The 18,967-nt window shown below is 63.7% G+C and carries 18 protein-coding genes; 4 read left to right on the top strand and 14 right to left on the bottom strand.

What is annotated here, in order from left to right:
- Positions 1 to 137: 137 nt before the first annotated feature.
- Entirely contained in the window at positions 138 to 1,085 is a 948-nt protein-coding gene (locus tag KYK29_RS07545) for an ornithine cyclodeaminase (RefSeq protein ID WP_254690277.1), read from the top strand.
- A gap of 109 nt (positions 1,086 to 1,194) precedes the next feature.
- Here KYK29_RS07545 and KYK29_RS07550 read toward each other — a convergent pair whose 3' ends face one another.
- The 14 genes from KYK29_RS07550 to KYK29_RS07615 form a co-directional block, all read right to left on the bottom strand.
- On the bottom strand, positions 1,195 to 1,971 hold the full coding sequence (locus KYK29_RS07550) for a MetQ/NlpA family ABC transporter substrate-binding protein (protein ID WP_254690278.1): 777 nt from the start codon (positions 1,969 to 1,971) through the stop codon (positions 1,195 to 1,197).
- A gap of 42 nt (positions 1,972 to 2,013) precedes the next feature.
- On the bottom strand, positions 2,014 to 2,682 hold the full coding sequence (locus tag KYK29_RS07555; RefSeq protein WP_254690279.1) for a methionine ABC transporter permease: 669 nt from the start codon (positions 2,680 to 2,682) through the stop codon (positions 2,014 to 2,016).
- Positions 2,672 to 3,706 carry a methionine ABC transporter ATP-binding protein gene (locus KYK29_RS07560; RefSeq protein WP_254690853.1) on the bottom strand — a complete coding sequence of 345 codons (1,035 nt, stop codon included), beginning with the start codon at positions 3,704 to 3,706 and terminating at the stop codon, positions 2,672 to 2,674. The genes KYK29_RS07555 and KYK29_RS07560 overlap by 11 nt, the downstream gene beginning before the upstream one ends.
- 320 nt (positions 3,707 to 4,026) lie before the next feature.
- Positions 4,027 to 4,800, bottom strand: a complete 774-nt coding sequence (locus tag KYK29_RS07565) for an SDR family oxidoreductase (protein WP_254690280.1) — start codon at positions 4,798 to 4,800, stop codon at positions 4,027 to 4,029.
- An 82-nt stretch (positions 4,801 to 4,882) separates the two neighbouring features.
- Positions 4,883 to 6,319 carry an aldehyde dehydrogenase gene (aldA, locus tag KYK29_RS07570; RefSeq protein ID WP_254690281.1) on the bottom strand — a complete coding sequence of 479 codons (1,437 nt, stop codon included), beginning with the start codon at positions 6,317 to 6,319 and terminating at the stop codon, positions 4,883 to 4,885.
- Between the two features lie 36 nt (positions 6,320 to 6,355).
- Entirely contained in the window at positions 6,356 to 7,351 is a 996-nt protein-coding gene (locus KYK29_RS07575) for a zinc-binding dehydrogenase (RefSeq protein WP_254690282.1), read from the bottom strand.
- A gap of 16 nt (positions 7,352 to 7,367) precedes the next feature.
- Positions 7,368 to 9,041 (bottom strand): GMC family oxidoreductase, encoded by a 1,674-nt coding sequence (locus KYK29_RS07580; RefSeq protein WP_254690283.1) that lies wholly within the window; start codon positions 9,039 to 9,041, stop codon positions 7,368 to 7,370.
- Complete coding sequence (locus tag KYK29_RS07585; RefSeq protein ID WP_254690284.1) at positions 9,038 to 10,132, bottom strand: ABC transporter ATP-binding protein; 1,095 nt, start codon at positions 10,130 to 10,132, stop codon at positions 9,038 to 9,040. Before KYK29_RS07585 ends, KYK29_RS07580 begins: the two co-directional genes overlap by 4 nt.
- A gap of 3 nt (positions 10,133 to 10,135) precedes the next feature.
- Positions 10,136 to 11,245, bottom strand: a complete 1,110-nt coding sequence (locus tag KYK29_RS07590) for an ABC transporter ATP-binding protein (RefSeq protein ID WP_254690285.1) — start codon at positions 11,243 to 11,245, stop codon at positions 10,136 to 10,138.
- Positions 11,245 to 11,487 carry a hypothetical protein gene (locus KYK29_RS07595; protein WP_254690286.1) on the bottom strand — a complete coding sequence of 81 codons (243 nt, stop codon included), beginning with the start codon at positions 11,485 to 11,487 and terminating at the stop codon, positions 11,245 to 11,247. Before KYK29_RS07595 ends, KYK29_RS07590 begins: the two co-directional genes overlap by 1 nt.
- Before the next feature lie 4 nt (positions 11,488 to 11,491).
- Complete coding sequence (locus tag KYK29_RS07600) at positions 11,492 to 12,352, bottom strand: carbohydrate ABC transporter permease (RefSeq protein ID WP_254690287.1); 861 nt, start codon at positions 12,350 to 12,352, stop codon at positions 11,492 to 11,494.
- Between the two features lie 10 nt (positions 12,353 to 12,362).
- Positions 12,363 to 13,304 (bottom strand): carbohydrate ABC transporter permease, encoded by a 942-nt coding sequence (locus KYK29_RS07605; protein WP_254690288.1) that lies wholly within the window; start codon positions 13,302 to 13,304, stop codon positions 12,363 to 12,365.
- 98 nt (positions 13,305 to 13,402) lie between these two features.
- Complete coding sequence (locus KYK29_RS07610) at positions 13,403 to 14,830, bottom strand: ABC transporter substrate-binding protein (protein WP_254690289.1); 1,428 nt, start codon at positions 14,828 to 14,830, stop codon at positions 13,403 to 13,405.
- A 53-nt stretch (positions 14,831 to 14,883) separates the two neighbouring features.
- A complete protein-coding gene (locus KYK29_RS07615) occupies positions 14,884 to 15,963 on the bottom strand; it encodes an Ldh family oxidoreductase (RefSeq protein ID WP_254690290.1) in 1,080 nt (359 codons plus the stop codon).
- A 115-nt stretch (positions 15,964 to 16,078) separates the two neighbouring features.
- Between KYK29_RS07615 and KYK29_RS07620 the strand changes: the two genes are divergently transcribed.
- The 3 genes from KYK29_RS07620 to KYK29_RS07630 all read left to right on the top strand — a co-directional run bounded on the left by KYK29_RS07620 (position 16,079) and on the right by KYK29_RS07630 (position 18,953).
- Positions 16,079 to 16,789, top strand: a complete 711-nt coding sequence (locus tag KYK29_RS07620; RefSeq protein ID WP_254690291.1) for a GntR family transcriptional regulator — start codon at positions 16,079 to 16,081, stop codon at positions 16,787 to 16,789.
- A 237-nt stretch (positions 16,790 to 17,026) separates the two neighbouring features.
- The gene (locus KYK29_RS07625) at positions 17,027 to 17,797 is read left to right on the top strand and encodes an SDR family NAD(P)-dependent oxidoreductase (RefSeq protein ID WP_254690292.1); all 771 of its coding nucleotides are present in this window, start codon (positions 17,027 to 17,029) and stop codon (positions 17,795 to 17,797) included.
- Positions 17,798 to 17,858: 61 nt separating this feature from the next.
- Entirely contained in the window at positions 17,859 to 18,953 is a 1,095-nt protein-coding gene (locus KYK29_RS07630) for a glycerol dehydrogenase (RefSeq protein WP_254690293.1), read from the top strand.
- Positions 18,954 to 18,967 lie beyond the last annotated feature (14 nt).

Genomic DNA, 18,967 nt, shown 5'->3' on the forward strand with positions numbered 1-18,967 from the left:
TGCCATGCGCGGGACGGGATGACCGGCGACGTCTCGCCGGCATCGCCCGACTACGGCAGCAGTAGAATTCTTCTCCCGCAAGACCTGACGCCGCGATCGCCGCACGATACAAGGGGAAACGAGAGGGGAGAAACACCATGTATGTTGCCGACAGCGAGCAGGTCCATGCCCTGCTTGAATATCCGATCCTGATCGACTGGCTGCACGCAAGTCTTACCGGCCAGATTCCCGACAGCCAGACGATGATGACAACGGAGCCGGCCGACGGCGCAAATCGTTTCATGACGCTGGTGGGCTGGAAGGCGCAGGATCTTATCGCGGTCAAGATGGTCGGGGTTTTTCCCGACAACCTGAAGAAAAGACCGCCGCAAGCCTCCATCCAGGGCCTTGTCTGCGGTTTCAGCGGCGAGACCGGCGCGCCGCTGCTGGTGGCGGATGGCGAAGCCATGACCTTTCGCAAGACGGCTGCTGATTCCGGGCTCGGATCGAAACTCCTTGCGCGCAGTGACGCGCGCAACCTCCTCCTCGTGGGCGCAGGCGGATTGTCCTGGCATGTGGTGGCGGCGCACCGGGCAGCGCGGCCCTCGCTGGAGATCGTGCGGATCTGGAACCGGACGGTGCAACGCTCGCAGGAACTGGCCTCGCAATTGCGTCAGGAAGGCGTGGCTGCCGAAGCGATCGACGATCTCGATGCGGCCGTGGCCGAGGCCGATATCGTTTCCTGCGTGACCATGTCCGAGCAGCCGCTCGTCAAGGGAACACACCTGAAACCCGGAGCCCATCTCGATCTGATCGGGTCCTATCTGCCCACGATGCGGGAATGCGACACGGAGGCCATCGCACGCGGTCGCGTGTTTGTGAATACCCGGCGCGGCATCGAGAATGCGGGCGAACTCGTCCACGCCGTCGAACATGGCCGGTTCCGCTGGGAGGACATTGTCGCTGACGCGGCGGAACTCTGCAACGAACGGCGGCCGGGCCGCACCGGCGCGGACGACATCACCGTCTACAAGAATATCGGCGGCGGCCAGTTCGATCTCTTCACCGCAGCCTGCCTGTTGAAACAGCTCCGCTCCCGGGACTGACCACATACCATCCCGTCATCGGAAAACCCGAGATGCACGACGCCCGGCAGGCGGTAACCTGCCGGGCGTCGCAATGAAAGGTTCGGTGGAACCAAACGCTGCGGTTCGGTTACCAGGAGGGAATCAGCGCACCCTTGAACTCTTCGTTGATGAACGACTTGATGCTGTCGTCGTGGTAGGATTCAACCAGCGTCTTGACCCAGGGTGCATCCTTGTCGGCGCTACGCACGACAATCAGATTGGCATAGGGCGATTCGCGTCCTTCGGTGGCGATGGCGTCCGAATTCGGGTCCAGACCGGCTTCCAGGGCGTAGTTGGTGTTGATGACCGCCGCATCGACATCGTCGAGCGAGCGGGGAAGCTGGGCGGCGTCGAGTTCGGAGAACTGAATGTTCTTCGGGTTTTCGCTCACGTCGGCGGGACCGGCCTTCAGGCCCGCTTCCGGATTGACCTTGATGAGGCCTTCCTTCGCGAGAATCAGGAGTGCGCGGCCGCCGTTCGTCGGATCGTTGGGAATGGCGACGGTTGCACCATCGGCAAGCTCGTCCAGGCTCTTCACCTTCTTCGAATAGACGCCCATCGGCGTGGTGATGGTCTTGCCGACGCTGACGAGATCGAAGCCGCGATCGGCGATCTGATTGTCGAGATAGGGCTGGTGCTGGAACGAATTGGCGTTGAGATCGCCGTCAGCCAGCGCCTGGTTCGGCACGACATAGTCGGAGAACTCGAGGATCTCGATGTTGAGGCCCTTCTGGGCCGCCACATCCTTGACCTTCTCCATGATCTGGGCGTGTTCACCGGGGGTCACGCCGACCTTGATATCTTCGGCAAGTGCGGGAACGCTGAAAAGGGCGGCGATCGCGGCCGTGGCGAGGAACTTCATCATGTGTCTCTCCTTGTGGGTTATGTGACGTGAAAGAAACTGAAATCAGCTTTTGCGATTGCGCTTGTCGAAACGGCGGGCGAGCGTATCGCCGGCGCTCTGCACGAGCTGCACGAGGACAATCAGCACGACGACCACGGCCAGCATCACGTCCGGCATGAAACGCTGGTAGCCGTAGCGGATGCCGAGGTCGCCAAGGCCGCCGCCGCCGACCGCCCCGACCATCGCCGAATAGCCGATCAGGCTGACGATGGTCATGGTGAAGGCGAGCAGGATGGCCGGTCGCGCCTCTGCCAGAAGCACCTTGAAGACGATCTGCATCGGCGTCGCTCCCATGGCGCGGGCCGCCTCGATCAGGCCCTTGTCGATTTCCCGGATCGCCGCCTCCACCAGACGCGCGAAGAAGGGAATGGTGGCGATCGTCAACGGCACGATGGCCGCCGTTGTGCCGATCGAGGTGCCGGCCAAAAGGCGGGTAAACGGAATGATCGCCACGACGAGAATGATGAAGGGCGTCGATCGGGCGGCATTCACGACAAGCCCGACCACATAGTTGAGCATGGGTGCGGGAAAAAGCTCATCCTTGCCGCTGGTCGCCAGGAAGATGCCGATCGGCAGACCGATCGCCGACCCGATCAGGCCGGAGGCGGCCACCATATGCAGCGTTTGCAGCAAGGATTTCCACAGCAGCATGAAAAGCATGTCAGGCGACATAGCCGAGCACCTCCGTGGAAAGGCCGGTTTCGGCATAGAAACGCGCGGCGCGGTCGAGCACCCCGGGTGTGGCGGGATAGGCAACGACAAGCGTTCCGAACGGCTCGCCGGCGATTTCCTCGATCGCGCCGGCAAGGATATTGACGTCGCCGCCGATCTCGGTGACCAGACGGGCCGTCAACGGCTGGAAGGCCGTCGCACCGAAGAAGGTAAGCCGTACGAGAATGCGGTCACCAGCCGACGGCTCCGCCTTCAGGCCGGAACGCAGCCATTCCGGCAGGCTGGCGCCCGATGTCGACGCGAGGAGGATCCGCGTCGTTTCGTGTTTCGGGGCCGTGAAGACATCGAACGTCGGGCCATCCTCGACGATGCGCCCCTGGTCGATCACCGCGACGTGGGAGGCGATGGCCTTCACCACCTCCATTTCATGTGTGATCAGCAGCACGGTGAGGTCGAGTTCGGCGTTGATCTGCTTGAGAAGCGACAGGATCGACTGCGTGGTTTCGGGATCGAGTGCGGATGTGGCTTCGTCGGACAACAGCAGTTTCGGCGATGTGGCGAGCGCCCGGGCGATACCGACGCGCTGCTTCTGCCCGCCTGACAATTCGGACGGATAGCGCGCCGCCTTGTCGTCAAGGCCGACGAGTTCGAGAAGCGGCCCGACTTTCGCCCGGATCGCGGCGCGGTCGAGGCCGGCGATCTCGAGCGGCAGGGCGACATTGTCGAAGGCGGTGCGCGAGGACAGAAGATTGAAATGCTGGAAGATCATTCCCACCTGGCGCCGCAGGCCGCGCAAGCCGGCGTCGTTCAATCCGCCGACGTCCGTCCCGTCGACCATCACCTTGCCGGATGTCATCTTTTCGAGGCCGTTGACGAGGCGGACGAGTGTCGACTTGCCGGCGCCCGAGCGGCCGATGATACCGGTGATCGCGCCATGATCGACGGTAAGGTCGACACCATCGACCGCCGTAAAGGGTTTCGCTGCATCGCCGTAGCGTTTGGTGACGTTCTCGAAGATGACCATGGGCGCGCTATCCGCAGTCTTCTGCGAAACGGCGTCGGCCGCAACAGTGGGGAGTATCATTTTCAGCTCACGGTTTCAGTCAATCAGTCATCCCGGCGAAATAGCATCACCTTCGCATCATGCGAAGATGCAGCACATTCGATGACAAGTGACATTCCGTAGCATGTAATCCAGCCTCGGTCTCGGCGGTCGGAGTTCCAGTGCGGGTACCATTGCCCCGAACGCAGCGAATTTGACAGGAATGAAATTCCGGAAATCCCCGATCAGGAGGAATATCCTCGCGATAACGCCAATATCATCGCCCCGGCCGGCCGGCAACGCTACCAGCAGGTATAGCCGGCATCCGCCGCCACGATGGAGCCGGTCATGAGACTTGACGCGTCGGAGGCGAGGAACAGCACCACCGAGGCGATTTCCTCCGGCTGGCCGAGACGGCGCATCGGCGTCATGTCGAGCCATTGCTCGTACATCGGCCGATCTTCCTTGGCGAAGGTCAGCAGCGGCGTATCGATATAGGTCGGCGCAACCGAGTTCACCCGCACGCCCCGGGTCGCCCATTCGGCCGCAAGCGAGCGCGTGAGATGATGAACGCCGGCCTTCGCCGCATTATAGTGGACCTGTTGCTGCGGCCGGTTGACGATCGTGCCCGACATGGAGCCGATGGTGACGATCGTTCCCCTGCCCCTGGCCAGCATATGCTTGCCGAAAGCCCGGCAGGAGCGGAAGGCGCCGCCGAGATTGATGTTGATCATCCGCTCCCAGTCCGCATCGGAAAGGTCCTCCGAGGGCACACCCGCATGGGCGATGCCCGCATTGGCGACGAGAATATCGGCCGCCCTTCCGCGCGCCGCCAGCGCATCGGCCACCGCATTTACGGAGGCGCTGTCGGCGACATCGATCACGGCGGCTTCGACCGCATATCCCTTTGCCGCGAGCACGACCCGTCCGGCCTCGGCCCGTTCCTCGCTGATATCGGTGAGGATCATTTCGGCCCCCGCCTCGCACAGCGCCTCGGCGCAGGCAAGGCCGATCCCCTGCGCGGCTCCCGTCACCACCGCCACGCGCCCGGCGAGATTGAATTTATCCAGATACATCGTTTTTCCCTGTTCACATCGCCTCTGGCCGATCCGGCTTCATGGGCGGGCCCCACAAACGCGCGGCCCGCCCGTTGCCGTATCAGCCGTGCTGGATATAGACGGCCTGCGTTTCCATATATTCATAGAAGCCGTGCTTGCCGTCCGCGCCGCCGATACCCGATTTCTTGCGGCCCGCGTGGAAACCCTGATAGGCCTCGCCGTTCTCGCGGTTGATATAGGTCTCGCCGAACTTCAGGTTCCTCGTGATGCGCATCGCCTGATTGAGATCGCGCGTGTAGAGCGAGGAGGTCAGACCGTATTCGGTATCGTTGGCGTGGTGCACCGCTTCCTCGGCGCTGTCGACGACGGCGATCGGCGCGACGGGTCCGAAGATTTCCTTGCGCATGATCTCCATGTCCGGCGTGCAACCGGTCAGGACCGTCGGTTCGTAATGGTGGCCCCGGTTGCGCTCCGCCACCTTACCGCCGAGCGCCGCCGAAGCGCCTGCCGCCTGCGCCCGCTCGACCATCGCGGCGACCTTGCCGAGTTGTGTCGCATTGATAAGCGGCCCCATGTCGACGCCGCGCTCGGCAAGCGGATCGCCATAGGTCACCGCAGCCATGCGCTTGACGAAGCGTTCGGTGAATTCGTCCGCCACTCCGCGCTCGACGAAAATGCGTTCGGCGCAATTGCAGACCTGCCCAGTATTGACCACGCGGGAAACGGTGATGGCTTCCACGGCGAGGCCGATATCGGCGTCTTTGAGGACGATCGCCGGAGCCTTGCCGCCAAGCTCCAGATTGACCCGGGTGAGGTTCTTCGCGGCCGCCTCCATGATGGCGACCCCGGTCGGCACGCTGCCGGTGAAACTGACGAGATCGATGCCCGGATGACCGGAAAGCGCCGCCCCGGTCGTCCGGCCCCGCCCCGAAACCATGTTGAAGACCCCTTCCGGCAGGCCGGCCTCATCCGCCAGTTCGGCAAAGAGGAAGGCGTTCAGCGGGGTTTCCTCGCTCGGCTTGATGACAATCGTATTGCCCGCCACCAGCGCCGGCGCAAGCTTCCGCCCGATCAGGAAAAAGGGGTAGTTCCAGGGCAGGATGCCGCCGACCACGCCGATCGGAACCCGGTTCAGATAAATGGCTTCCCCCTTGCGGTCGCTGGCGATGATCTCGCCCTCGATCCGTCGGGCCCATTCGGCCATGTAGTCCATCAGCCCGGCCATGCCAAGGACTTCGCCGCGGGCAAGATCGAGCGTCTTGCCCTGCTCCCGCGTGATCGTTTCCGCCAGAATATCGACCTTGCCACGGATTTTATCGGCAATCGCCCGGATATAGCCGGCGCGCTCGATAGGCGGCAATTCCGCCCAGGCGGGCTGCGCCCGGCGTGCCGCATCGACCGCCGCGTCGACAACCTCGGCCGGCGCATCGGGAATTTCCGCGATCTGCTCTTCCGTCGCCGGATTGTAGACCGCGATCCGCTCGGAGGTCGTGTCCTCGACGAAACGGCCGGCGATATAATGTGTGTTCCTGGGCATCGTGTTCCTCCCTGTTGGGTAATTGCGGATGATCGGTCAGCTGTCGGGCGCCACGCGGGCGACGATCTTGCCGGTCACCTCCCGCCGCCGCAAACGTCGCAACGCTTCGGGAATATCTTCAAGCGCGACGATCTCCTCGACCATGGGATCGAGCTTCCCGCCGGCAAGGCGCGCCATCAGTTCATCGCCGATACGCGCGAAATCCCGCTGGGTCGGAAGGTGACCGGCGTTATAGGCTCCGCCCAGCGCCACCTCGTGGATCGAGGCGGCATAGGTGTAGGACGGCACGTCGGTCATGACGGGCAGCGGATCGACCGAAACGAGATGTCCGTTATAGCGCACGAAGGCCAGCGACGTGCGGGCATCGCCCGGGTTGGCCACTTCCAGCATCACATCGACGCCATAGCCGCCTTCCGTCTCCGCCTTCACCTTCGCCAGCAGGTCCGGGTCCCGGTAGTCGAGAACGATATCCGCGCCGAAGCGGCGGACGGCGGCAAAATGCTCCGGGCGCGTCAGCGCGATGACCCGGGCTCCCGCCTGATGGGCAAACTGGGTTGCAAAGCCGCCGACCCCGCCGTTGGCGCCCTGAACGAGAATGACGTCTCCCGCTTCCAGCCGCGCCTTGCGGAAAAGGGCCTGATAGGCGGTATAGCCGGCGCAGGGAACGGCTGCGGCATCGGTGAAGCTCACCCCTTCCGGCAGGCGGGAGACCACATGGGCCGGCGCAAGGCAATATTCGGCGAAGACGCCCGGCTTCCACAGGTTGTTATGCACCACCGCCCGGTCACCGCTCCGCCAGTCCGCGACATCCGGCCCGACGGCATCGATCACCCCGGCGGCATCGAGCCCGAGCACATGCGGATAGGTCCATTCCGGCTTGTGGTCGACGGCGAGTTTCCAGTCCACCGGATTGACGGAAACGGCGGCAACCCTCAAGCGCACCTCTCCCGGTCCCGGCCGGGGAACCGGCAGTTCGGCGAGGCCGACATCATCGAGCCCGGACCGTGGCGTGGAAAGAACGATCGCTTTCATCGTGAACCTCACGTTATCAGATGGCCGCCGTCATCGAGCCTGACGGCGGCGGGGAGAAAGAAGAGACGCCGGCCGGCTTCCGGCGCGTGCCGCCGGTCATGAACTCCACCGCCTTGTCCGCCACGACGAGCACGGCGGCGTTGGTGTTGCCGGAAATGATCGTCGGGATCGCGGAAGCATCGATGACCCGCAGTCCCTCGACACCGCGCACCCGCATGTTGTTGTCCAGAACGCCGCCGGCATCGTCCCGGCGGGACATGCGGCAGGTGCCGACTGGATGATAGACGGTCTTGACGAATCGCCGCGCGTGTTCCGCAAGATCGGCGTCGGACACCTTGTCGGGGCCGGGAAACACCTCGCGCGAGATCATCGCGCGCAACGGTTCCTGCCGCAGGATTTCTCGCGCCCTTCGAACGCCGCCGATCGTCAGGCGCAGGTCCTCCGGATCGGCAAGATAATTCGGATCGACCAGCGGCTGGTTCCGGGGATCGGCGGACGCGAGCTGAACCGAGCCGCGCGAGCGCGGCCGGGCGACGCAGGAGTTCAGCGTCAGCCCATGGCTTGCCTGCTGATCGGTGTGATCCTTGTCCAGATAGACCGACGGCACGCAGAATTGCTGGATCTTCGGAACGCCGCCGAGATCGTCCGGATCGAAAAAGGCTCCCGCCTCGACACCGTTGGAGGTTACGGGACCGCTGCGGTTGAGAAGATATTCAAGACCGTTGCGGATCTGCTTCCAGCCCCGGTCATGGCCATAGTAGCCGTAAGGACCGTTGCACAAGGCCACCACCGGCGTCTCGGTGTGATCCTGAAGATTGGCGCCCACACCCGGCAGATCGACGAGCGTCTCGATCCCGTGGGATTTCAGATGCGCCGCCGGCCCGATGCCGGACAGCATCAGGAGCTTGGGCGTGGCGATGGCGCCGGCGGCCAGCAGCACCTCCCCGTCGCAGCGCGCCTCGCTCACCGTCCGTCCGCCGCCCACCGTCGAATAACGCACACCGACCGCCCGGCCATTTTCGACGATCAGCGAATGGACGAGGCATGAGGTCCGCACGGTCAGCCGTCCGCTGGCCATGGCGGGACGCAGGAACGCATCCACCGCGGAGCAGCGGCGGCCGTTCCGGGTCGTCACCTGATAGGCCCCGACGCCACGCTGGCTGCGGCCGTTGAAATCGCCGTTATGCGGCAGGCCAAGACCCTGTGCCGCCAGCACGAAGGCTCGCGACAGCTCGCACATATGCTCAAGATCGGACACTTTCCAGGGGCCGCCGACGCCGTGATACTCGTCGTTCAGCCGCGCGTTATCCTCCATGGCCGTGAAATAGGGCAGCAGCGCATCATAGCGCCACTGGTCGTCTCCGATCTCCCCGGCCCAGCCGTCGTAATCGGCCGGCTGGCCGCGCATGTAGACCATTGCGTTGACCGACGATCCGCCGCCAAGGACACGTCCCTGCGGCATGATCGGCGTTCGGCCGCCAAGCCCCGCCTGCGCAACCGACTTGTAGAACCACATATATTTCTCGACACCGAGCAGCTTGACGAAACCGGCGGGCATGCGGATGAGGGGATTGCGGTCATCCGGTCCCGCCTCGAGCACGAGAACGCGGGCTCCATGCTCGGCCGCCAGCTTGCCGGCGGCAAGACAACCTGCCGTGCCGCCGCCGATGACGATATGGTCGAAGTTCATGCCGCGATGCTCCCGACCTTATCCGCCTGGGAACGCGGGAACAGCAGGAGATGAGCCGGATCGATCGAGACCGGCACGATCTCGCCGCGTTTCGGCATGACCGATGGATGGGCCACCAGCGTGAAGCGGATATCGCCGACATCCACCATCACCAGGTTCTGGTCCTGCAACTCCTCCGTAATGAACACCTTGCCGTCCAGCCGGAGCGGGCTTTCCTCGCCGATCGACAGGAAATGCGGCCGGATCGCCGCCAGCCCTCCCGCGCCGATCTGTTGCGCGGTCGCGTGCAGGCGTTCGGGCAGGACGAGCCGGCGGCCCTGGAATTCGATCGCCCAGCCGCCCGGCTCCGCGACGACGCCGCAGTCGAAGAAATTGATCGGCGGCTCGCCCACGAAACCGGCGACGAAGGCGTTTTTCGGACGGGCATAGACCTCGTCCGGCACCGCCATCTGCTGGATCTCGCCGTCGCTCATCACCATCACCCGGTCGGCAAGCGCCAGCGCCTCCTCCTGATCGTGGGTGACATAGATCATCGTGTAATTGAACTTCTGGTGCAGACTCTTGATGAATCGCCGCATACGGTAGCGCTGCCGCGTGTCGAGATGGGAAATCGGCTCATCAAGCAGGAACACCGCCGGATTGCGCACCAGCGCACGCGCCAGACCGACCCGCTGCGCCTGGCCGGAGGAAAGCCCTTTCGGCTTCAGATCGAGAAGGGACGTCAGCTCCATCTTTTCCGCGATATCGCGGACCTGACGATCTATTTCCCTGTTGTCGACATTCGCCGATCGCAGCGGAAAGGCGATGTTCTCATAGATGGAAATCGTCGGATAGAGCGCATAGGACTCGAATGACATGGCGACGTTGCGGTCGCGGGCGCGCACATCGTTGACCCGCTTGCCGTCGAAATAGATCGACCCTTCGCTGATCTTCTCAAGCCCGGCGATCATCCGCATGGTCGAGGATTTTCCGCATCCCGAAGGCCCGAGGATGGCCACGAATTCGCCGTCGGCGATCTCGAAGTCGATGCCGTGAACCGCCTGAACGGCGCCGTACCGCTTGACCAGTCTTTCTGCTTTGATGGAGGCCATGGCTTAAACTCCTGGGGACGGCACCGCATGGGTGACCGCCCGGGCATTCTGGAACAAATGGACGGCGTCACGCGGGAAGGCGATGGCGACGGTTTCGCCCACTCCCAGCCGCGTTCCCGCCGGCACGGAAACCGAAACCTGATCGCCGCCGATGCCGACAAGGGCGATCTTCATGTAACCGAGGTTCTCGATGACATCGACGCGGCCGCGAAGCGCGTTCGAATCGCCCTCTTCGGCGATCCTCACCTCGTTCGAGCGGAATCCGACCTGGATTTTCGACCCCGCTTCCTCTCTGAGGTTGCTGACGGCTTCCGCCGCAAGCGCGGCGACGGGCATGCCGTCGGCCGTCACGAATTCCACCCGGTCGCCCTGACGGCGCGGCTCCACCGAAATGAAGCTCATCGGCGGATCCCCCACGAAGGAGGCGACAAAGGCATTGGCAGGGCGATGATAGAGATCGGCCGGCACCCCGATCTGCTCCAGCTTGCCGGCATTCAGCACCGCAACCCGGTCGCCCAGAGCGAGCGCCTCGCGCGACGAGGTGGTGGTGAAGACCACCGTCGCCGACAGATCCTCCGCGAGCGCCTTCAGCTCGGCACGGATTTTGTGGCGCAGCTTGGCGTCGAGATGCCCCACCGGCTCGTCGAGGAGATAGATATCGGCCGGCCGGATGATCGCCCGACCGAGCGCCACCCGCTGGCGCTGGCCGCCCGACAGGAAACCGGGCCGGCGCTCCAGCAGATGGGAGATGCCGAGGATGCCGGAGATCCGACTGACGCGCTCCTCCACCTCGGCGCGGCCGAGGCCGCGCGCTTTCAGCGGGAAAGCCAGATTCTCGCCGACGCTAAGGTGCGAATAGAGCGCATAGTTCTCGAATGCCATCGCGGCATCCCGCTTTTCCGGCGGCACCCGCAATATCGAGACGCCGTTGCGCAGCACATCGCCGCTCGTCGGCCTGGTGATGCCCGCCAGGATATTGAGAAGCGTGCTCTTGCCCGCGCCGGCCGGCCCGTAGATCACGAGGAACTCCCGATCCTGGACCGTAAGCTCGATCTTGCGCAAGGCGACTTTGGCAAGACCGTAACGCTTGTGGACGGATTTCAGTTCATACATCAGGCGTCCTCCTGCATGAGGGCGGCAACCTCGGCCTCGGCTGCGAGGCGTTCATCGGTGAAGCGACGGCGCGCGCGGACCACGAAGGCGGCAGAGACCGCGACGGCGACGATATTCATGACGATCACCGACAACGACTGGCTTGCGAAATAGGGTTCGACCAGCCCGAGCCAGACGAAGACGATGCCGACATAGATGAGAACGACGCGGAAGCCGGTATCCCAGCCTTGACTGAAGCTCATGATCTCACCCCCTCACCGCGCCGAAGGTCAGGCCCCGGACCATGTAGCGCTGCATGGCCAGAACGAAGACGAGCATGGGCAGGACACTGATGGTGGCGGCCGCCGCGACGGGCCCCCATAGAATGCCCTGAAGGGTGAAGAACGATTCCACGCCGACCGTAACGGTGCTGGCGACCTTTCGGGTCAGGATGTAGGCGAAGAGGAATTCGTTCCAGCTGAAGATCAGCGTGAACACGCCGGTGACGGCGATGCCGGGTGCGGCGAGCGGGCAGACGACCTTCGCCAGCACCTGAAGCCGCGACAGGCCGTCGAGACGGGCGGAATGCTCCAGTTCGCGGGGAATATCCTGAAAGAACGACACCAGCAGCCAGATCGCGAACGGCAGGTTGAACACCGTATAGGAAATGATCAGCGCCCCCGGCTGATCGAGCCCGATACCGAGGAAGCGGCCGACCCCCGTCTTGCCCACATCCCGGAAGATCAGGAAGTAGGGCAGGATGACCGCGATCGCCGGAAACATCTTGGTCGACAGGATGAAGAAGAGCAGATGCCCGTCGCCGACGTTGTAACGGGCGAAGCTGTAGGCGGCGAGCGACCCGGCGATGATCACGATGACCGTCGAGGTCACGGAGATGAACAGCGTGTTCTTGATGTAGAACAGGAAGTTCTTGTCGTAGATCGCGTGAACGTAGTTTTCCAGCGTCGGCGTGAACAGGAAGCGCGGCGGCGACACCATCACGTCCTCGGGCGGCTTGAAGGACGTGATGATCATCCAGGCGATCGGAAAAACGATGAAGCCGAGCACGAGGACGATCAGGCCGTAGCGGAGCGCTTCGCGGGCGAAGCTTGAATCACGTTGCAGCATGGCGGTCTCCTCAGCCTTCCGATGCGCGGGATGAAAATTGGGTCAGCAGCGGCCGGAGTGCGAAGAGGCTGGCGACCAGCATGGCGTAAAGGAAGAAGATCGCCATGGTGGATGCGTAATCCATCCGGAACAGCTTCAGGCCGGTGCGGTAGAGATAGAAGGTCATGGTCTCCGTCACCGTTCCCGGACCGCCGCGGGTCAGCACCGCAACCGCGTCGTAAAGCCGGACGCTGTCGATCGTGCGCAGGACCAGCACGAGGAAAAGCACCGGCTTCAGCATGGGGAACGTCAGCGTCCGCAAGATGCGGAAGGTGCTGGCGCCATCGAGTTCCGCCGCTTCGAACGGCTCCTTCGGCAAGGCCTGCAAACCGGCCAGCGCGATCAGCGCGACGAAGGGCGTCCATTGCCAGACGTCGAACAGGATGACGGACCACAGCGCGATCGTGTAGTCGCCGAGCCAGTTGGGCTCGGGCAGGCCGATAAGGCCGAGGAAGTAATTGATGAGGCCGAACTGGGTGTCATAGAGATAGCGCCAGAAAAGCCCTGTCACCGCCGCCGACGTGGCAAGCGGCAGGATCATGAGACTGCGGATGACGCCCTTGCCGACCGTCGCGCCGTGGATCAGGAAGGCGATGGCAATGCCCAGCACCATCTCCAGAAACACCGCCGACAGCGTGAATTTCACCGTGACCCAGGCCGAATCCCAGAACGCCTTGTCATGGAGGACGGTACGATAGTTGTCGAGACCGACGAAATCACCGATACGGCCGCGCGTCAGGTCTGCGAAGCGGAAGGACACATCCAGCGCATAGGCCAGCGGCAAAAGCGCGAAGACCAGGATGACCACCATCGCCGGCACGACGAGCAATATCGAAAACCAGCGGTCGGACATGGCAGCCTGACCGGCTGCGGTTCTTTGTCGTGACGTCGGCACGGATAGCGACTGCGACATCAATCTCCTCCAAACGATTGCGCGGGATCATCGCGCCTTTCGATCGATCCGCATGGCGGACGGTTGCCCGCCATGCGTGACTTGCGGCCTGCGGGCGATCACTTGCCGATCGGGCACGGTCCGCCGCAGATCTTCTCCACTTCGGAGGCAAGCCGCTCGGCAGCCTCGCGCGCATTGATCTGGCCGGCGGCGGCCGACTGGAGCGGGATCTGCATCGTGTTGTAGATTTTCGCCCCGAACGGCGTGTCGAACAGGTTCGAGCGGAAACCCTTCATCGAATCGAAGATCTCCAGCAGTGTCGCGAAATGCCCCGTCTTCGTGCGGCTTTCAGGTGTTGCGAAGCCCGGATCGGAAAGGACGCTCATCAGCGTCGAGGTCCCGCCGGCCCTTGCGAACTCCATCTGCGCGTCATGCCCGCCGATATAGGCGACGAAGTCCATCGCTTCCTGCGGATGGGCGGAAGATGTCGAGACCGCCAGCAGGAAGCCGCCGATATAGGCGACGAAGTCCATCGCTTCCTGCGGATGGGCGGAAGATGTCGAGACCGCCAGCAGGAAGCCGCCGATATAGGCTTTCTTCTCCGGCGCCTCGGCAACACCCATCCTGGCGCCCGGCACGGTGTTTTCCGTCTGCACGGCGTTCGGCCACTGATCGAGGAAGAAGGAATAGGTCTGGGCGATCTGCCCGTCCTTCATCTGGTTCATGACCCCGTCGTAGGTGACGGTAAGTGCGGCCGGCGGCGCGTATTTCATCAGTTCCAGATAGTCGTTCATCGCCTTCTCGACGGCGTCGACGGGCACCGTGCCGTCATCGGTCAGCCAGTCCGCACCCTGGGACCAGAGCACGCCCGACATCTCGTCCTGGATTTCCGGGAACGGGCCGGCCATCAGTCCGACACCATAGAAATCCTTCGTCAACGCCTCGCCTTTCAGCGTCTCGCCGGCCTTGCGCGTGAAGAATTCGGCAATGTCGTGATGCTGCGCCCAGGTCGTCGGCACCGCGAGATCGTAATCGAACCGTTTCTTGAAGGCTTCCTGTTCGACCGGGTCGTCGAAGAGATCGGCGCGGTAGATATAGCCGGCCGTATAGGTGTAATAGGGCAGGCCCCAGACATCCCCCTTGTACCGGGTGGTCAGCGCGGCAAGCGTCGGCGCCACGTCGTCGAGCTGCGCCTGCTTGTCGGCGAAATAGTCCGTCATCGGCAGGATGAAGCCATTCTCGGCGAATTCGGCCTTCTCCGACGTTTCCAGCGTCACCACGTCATAGGCGCCGGTCTCGCCGACCATCTCGATGACCTGCTTGTTGTAAAGCTGCGAATTGTCGATGTTGATGACATTGACCTTCACGCAGTGGCCCGCCTCGAAGCCCGAGACCAGGCTTGCCATGGCGTCGGTGTAGAAGCCGGCGATCGTCGACCAGGTGATCGGCACGCGATCGGCATCCGCGCATTCGGCGGCCATCGCGGCGGGTGCTGCGGACGCCGTCAGCGCCGCGACCAGCAAACCCTGTTTCAGCATTGATTTCATGTCACTCCTCCCAGTTGAGCGGCCAGGGCCTCCCTGCCCCGGCGCGCGTTGCGCTATGTGCGTAAAGTCTCGCCGGCCCTGCCCGCCGGTTCCATCGACCCCGGTCGAAAACCGAGAAAAGCCGCGGTATCGGGATCGATCGGGATGCCGGTCCGGGCGCGTTCGGCCTCGATGCGCCATTCCCGGTCGCCGGGAGCCAGCACGTCCGCCCCCTCCTGCGCCGGGTTTTCCCGCAGGGCGCGCAGATAGGCGGCCATGCCGGCCTTGAACACCTCATGACCGCCGAAGCGGCCCGGATCGATCGCCAGAAGGAAATGCCCCATCCGGCGCGGGGTGGCGTAATCGCCGCTGCCGACCATGGGGATGAAATCGGGATCGAGGGTCGCGCCCTGAAGGATTGCCGACAGCACCGTCGCCACCCCGGCAAGCCCGGCGCCCTTGAAGGCGAAGTCGACCCCGCCAAGCGGCAGAAGCGTGCGGCCGGCGGCCGGGTCCACCGTCGAAACCCCATTCTCGTCCACGGCAACGCCCTCCGGCAGAAGACGGCCGAGCGACTTGAAAAGAAGCAGCCGGTTCAACGGGATGGAAGACGTCGCCATATCCAGCAGCCACGGGCGCTCTCCACCACTCGGCGCGGCGAAGGCCAGCGGGTTGGTGCCGTGAAAGGCGTTGCGCCCCTGGAAGGGCACCACGACGCTGTCGGAATTGGTGGTGGCGAAGCCGATCATGCCGGCCTCCGCCGCCATACGCGCATAAGCGCCCGCCGCTCCGAAATGCGAGGACCGGACGACGCCGACCGCACCGATACCGCTTTCCCGCGCAAGCTCGATCGCCTTTTCCATGGCGACGGTGGCCGCGTGATGTCCGAGCGCGTCGTCGCCATCGACGACAGCGGTCGCCGCAGCGGTCCGCTTCACGGTTATTTCAGGATGGCCGTTGACGCGTCCACCGCGCAGAACCCGATCATAATGAACGACCAGGCGAACCCCGTGACTATCCACGCCGATCCGGGAAGCGTGCATCAGCGCGCGCACCGCCGCAGCCGCGGATTCCCCGGACGCGCCGGCCGCCCGCAACGCGGTTTCGACTCGCGCTTCCAGAACGTCAGGGGCTACTAGGGTTTGAACGGACATATCGAAACTCTGAGAGATTGCAGCCGATATAGACTGGCGTATCATATCTGATATCTTAGTGTAAACAGGAGATGGGTCCGGCTACACGCCGGCCACCATCAGGAAGGAGGACTCCATGAGCATACTCGACCGCGGACCATCCCTGACCGATCAGGCGGCGCAGGAGATCCGCAGCCGCATCGTGCGCGGCAAGTTTCAACTCGGCGAGCCGCTTTCCGAAATTGCGCTTGCAACCGAACTCGGCGTCTCCAAAACGCCGGTGCGCGAGGCGCTGATGATCCTCAAGCGGCAGGGCCTCATCGAAGTGCATGCGCAGCGCGGCTCCTTCGTCTTCGACATGGACGCCGGCCAGGTGCGCCAACTGTCGGAACTGCGCGAGATCCTCGAAATCGCCGCGCTGCGCATGAGCCTTGCGGCCGACCGCAAGGCCCTCAGCCATCGTTGGGCGGAGACCGTGAAGGAAATGCAGCACGCATTGGATGCCGACGATACCGAACTCTATCGCACCCTTGACGGGGGATTTCACCGGACGCTTTTCGATCTGGCCGGCAATCCATATCTGATGGAGGCGTTCGAACTGATCGCATTCCGGGTCCAGGCCCTGCGAAACCGGCTTTCCCTTGCCCCCTCGCTCAACGCCAAATCCTTCTGCGAACATCAGAAACTCGCCGGGCTGGTGGCGGCCGGAAACGACGAGGAAGCCGTGGAGCTCATGGAAGCGCATATTACGGGAACGCGGGAACACTATCTCGCAGCCATTGTCGCCCGCGCGGAAGAAGCCCCACCCGCCCCCTCGAAGGGACGCCGGCGCGCGCCCCGCAGCTGACGCGACACATCCCGTCCGGTGCATGCAGGAATATAAGCAACGCCGACCTGTCATTGGTCGCCTCCCGTAGCTTTACTACCTTTTTAATAAGCAGCATGGGTAAAATCTACCGAAAACAGCGGTATTTTGCCCAATCTCCATCCTCATGCTTGAGAGTTTCCGATTGACATCGGATTGTCAAGGTAATTAAACTACATTTTTAGGGGATACCGAGAAGGCGCTTGCCGGGAGGGGACCGTGTACGCTGAACTTTTCAAACTGAATGGCCGCGCCGCCCTTGTGACGGGCGGCAGTCGCGGCATCGGCCTTGCCTGCGCCCAAGCGCTCGGCGAGGCCGGAGCACGGGTCGCCATTTCCTCCCGTTCGTCCGAAGAAGGCGAGCGCGCCGCGCACCAGTTGAAGGCCCTCGGGATCGAGGCGACGTTCCTGCCAGCGGATGTTTCCGGAGAAGAAGGAGCGCAAGACCTCGTCCGGCGGGCGGCGACGGCGCTTGGAGGGCTCGATATCCTCGTCAACAACGCCGGCATCGCCCGTCACTGCGACAGCCTGAAGGTCCGGCCGGAAACCTGGGACGAGGTCATCGCCACCAATCTGACCGGGCTGTTCTGGTGTTGCCGCGCCGCGATCGAGACGATGGTCGCCGCCGGCGGCGGGGCGATCGTCAATGTTGGTTCGATTTCCGGCTATATCAGCAATCTGCCGCAAAATCAGGTTGCCTATAACGCCAGCAAGGCAGGCGTGCATATGCTGACGAAATCGCTCGCCGGCGAATTTGCGACAAGCAACATCCGCGTCAACGCCGTGGCGCCCGGGTACATCGAGACGGCCATGACCCAGGGCGGACTGGACGATCCGGAGTGGTCGAAGGTCTGGCTGGGCATGACTCCGATGGCGCGGGCGGGACGGCCCAGCGAGGTGGCGTCCGCCGTATTGTTCCTCGCCTCCGACGCCGCCAGTTACGTCACCGGCTCTGTCCTGACGATCGACGGCGGCTACACGATCCACTGATCTGGCCACAGATCCGGTCACTGACCCAGACGGGGCGATCACAACAGGAAGGAGCACGGGAATGGCACGGGCATTTGGCGGTCCGAACAAATACATCCAGCGCGCCGGAGAGATCGACAGGCTTTCCGGCTATCTCGAGCCTCTTGGAAAGCACGTCCTCGCGCTGATCGACAAGGCGCTGTTCGATCAGCTCAGCGAGCGGATCGACAGGGGGCGCAGTCCCGGGCTCGATATCCGTTTCGAACGGTTCGGCGGCGAATGCTGCACATCCGAAATCGAAAGGGTGCGCAAGATCGCGCTGGAGCACGGCAGCGAGGTCCTGCTGGGCATCGGTGGTGGCAAGACGGCCGATACCGCCAAGATCGTCGCCGTCGACATCGGGGCCCGCATCGTCATCGCCCCGACCATCGCGTCCACGGATGCGCCTTGCAGCGCCATCGCCGTGCGTTACAGCGAGCATGGCATTTACGAGGAATCGCTGCGGCTTCCCCGCAATCCGGATGCCGTCGTGGTCGATTCCGCCTTGGTCGCCGCCGCGCCGGCACGCTTCCTCGTCGCCGGTATCGGCGACGCGCTTTCGACCTGGTTCGAGGCGCGCTCCAATATCGAATCGCGCACCGACAACTATGTCGCCGGCGGCTTTCCCGCCCCCGAGGCCGGCATGGCGATCGCCCGCCACTGCCAGACGGTGCTGATGCGGGATGCGTTGCAGGCCAGGATCGCCGTCGAGGCGGGACTGCTGACGCAGGCGGTGGAGAATATCATCGAGGCGAACACCCTGCTGTCCGGGCTCGGCTTCGAAAACTGCGGCTGCTCGGCCGCCCATGGCATCCACGACGGCCTGACGGTCCTTGCCGAGGTCCATGGCCACTTCCATGGCGAGAAAGTCGCCTTCGGCACCCTGTGCCTGCTGATGCTGGAAAACCGGGAGCGCAGCGAAATCGAGACGATGATCCGCTTCTGCCGCAGCATCGGCCTGCCGACGACGCTCGCCGATCTCGGCATCGTCGAAGACGTGCCCGCCAAGATCGGGCAGGTGGCCGAGGCGGCCTGCCGGCCGGGCAATATCATCTACGCGACCCCGGTCGATATCACCGTCCCGGCCGTTCGCGACGCGATCCTCGCGCTCGACGCCTTTTCCCGCAGCATCCGGTGATTTCGAAAGGCGCA

The sequence above is a fragment of the Shinella daejeonensis genome (genome assembly GCF_024281235.1).
Lineage (GTDB): Bacteria > Pseudomonadota > Alphaproteobacteria > Rhizobiales > Rhizobiaceae > Shinella > Shinella daejeonensis.